This window comes from Mycolicibacter kumamotonensis (assembly GCF_002086285.1).
In the GTDB taxonomy this organism is placed as follows: Bacteria; Actinomycetota; Actinomycetes; order Mycobacteriales; family Mycobacteriaceae; genus Mycobacterium; species Mycobacterium kumamotonense.
Map to the genome: position 1 here is coordinate 1 of NZ_MVHU01000096.1, position 1,351 is coordinate 1,351.

1 protein-coding gene and 1 other annotated feature are annotated in these 1,351 nt (G+C 65.7%); the gene reads right to left on the reverse strand.

Features of this window, described 5'->3' with window-relative positions; all coding sequences use genetic code 11:
- Positions 1-32: 32 nt before the first annotated feature.
- Positions 33-1,297 (reverse strand): IS3 family transposase gene (locus BST28_RS22890; protein ID WP_085976925.1). Its coding sequence is split into 2 segments (ribosomal slippage): positions 33-994 and positions 994-1,297, totalling 1,266 coding nucleotides; the frame shifts between segments, so codons are not numbered across the junction.
- Positions 867-998 (reverse strand) — a sequence feature (AL1L pseudoknot). It overlaps the preceding gene by 132 nt.
- Positions 1,298-1,351: the final 54 nt, after the last annotated feature.

Genomic DNA, 1,351 nt, shown 5'->3' on the forward strand with positions numbered 1-1,351 from the left:
GTGAATCGCCCTGGATTCGTCGGAGGCTCGAGCTATTGGATTCCGACCAGGGGTTGGTCGGTCCGTGATGCATCGTAGAACGCGGCTTCGAACTCCGCCGGAGGTAGGTCGCCGAGATAGCTGTGGAGGCGGCTGGCGTTGTGCCAGTAGACCCAGCTGAGGGTGGCCAGTTCGACGTCCTCGACGGTCTTCCACGGCCGCCCGGTGCGGGCCGGCCCGTAGATCAGTTCGGCCTTGTAGTAGCCGTTCACTGTCTCGGCGAGGGCGTTATCGAAGCTGTCCCCGACCGTGCCAATTGAGGGCACCGCGCCGATCTCAGCGAGCCGCTCACCGTAGCGGATAGACGTGAACTGCGATCCGGCATCGGAGTGACAAACCAAGTCCGGCAGTTGGTTTCCGCGCGACCATCGCGCCATCTCGATCGCATCGAGCACCATCGTCGTGCGCATGTGCGAGGCCACCCGCCAGCCGACGATCATCCGCGAGTAGGCATCGACGATGAAGCACACGTAAGCCACTCCGGCCCAGGTCGGCACGAACGTCAGGTCGGTCACCCAGAGCTGGTTCGGTGCGGTCGCGGTGAACTTGCGCTTCACCAGATCCGGGTGACGGGCCGCCGCCGGGTCGGGTTTGGTGGTGCGGACACGTTTGCCCCGGCGCACCCCCTGGATACCGGCGGCCCGCATCAGCCGAGCCACCTGATCGCGGCCGACGTCGTGACCGGCACGGCGGGCGGTCTTCCACAGCTTGCGGGCCCCATAGACGCAGTAATTGTCCTCCCAGAGCTGACGCAACGCGGGCCCCAGGACCGCGTCGCGCTGCGCCCGCGCAGACAGCGGGCGGGTTTTGGCGTCGTAGTAGGTGCTCGGGGCCACCTGCAGGCCTGCGCTGCGCAGGACCGTGCAGATGGGCTCGACCCCGAACTCCTCGCGGTTGGCGTCGATGAAATCGACTATTTCTTGTGTTGGCGGTCGAGCTCCGCCCCGAAGAAACTCGCCGCTCGTTTCAGAATCTCGTTGGCCCGCTTCAGTTCTCGGATCTCTTGCTCGAGCTCTTTGACCTTCGCTGACTCCGCGGTCGTCACACCCGGGGCGTGACCGTCGTCGATGTCTGCCTGGCGTACCCAGGAGCGCACCGACTCCACGCCGTAGCCGAGCTGACGGGCCACCCGCGCTACCGTGCCCTGCTCGGTGCCCAGCTCTTCGCGCAGCGTGCGGACCATCCGCACCGCAGCAGCCTTCTCCTCCGAGCTGTAACGGCGCGTCGTGGGCTTCCCAGGCGACTGTTCCTTCGGCATACCTGCATCCTCGTTTCCAAGGTCAGGAGCCTCCAGCATTTCCAGGGCGATTCA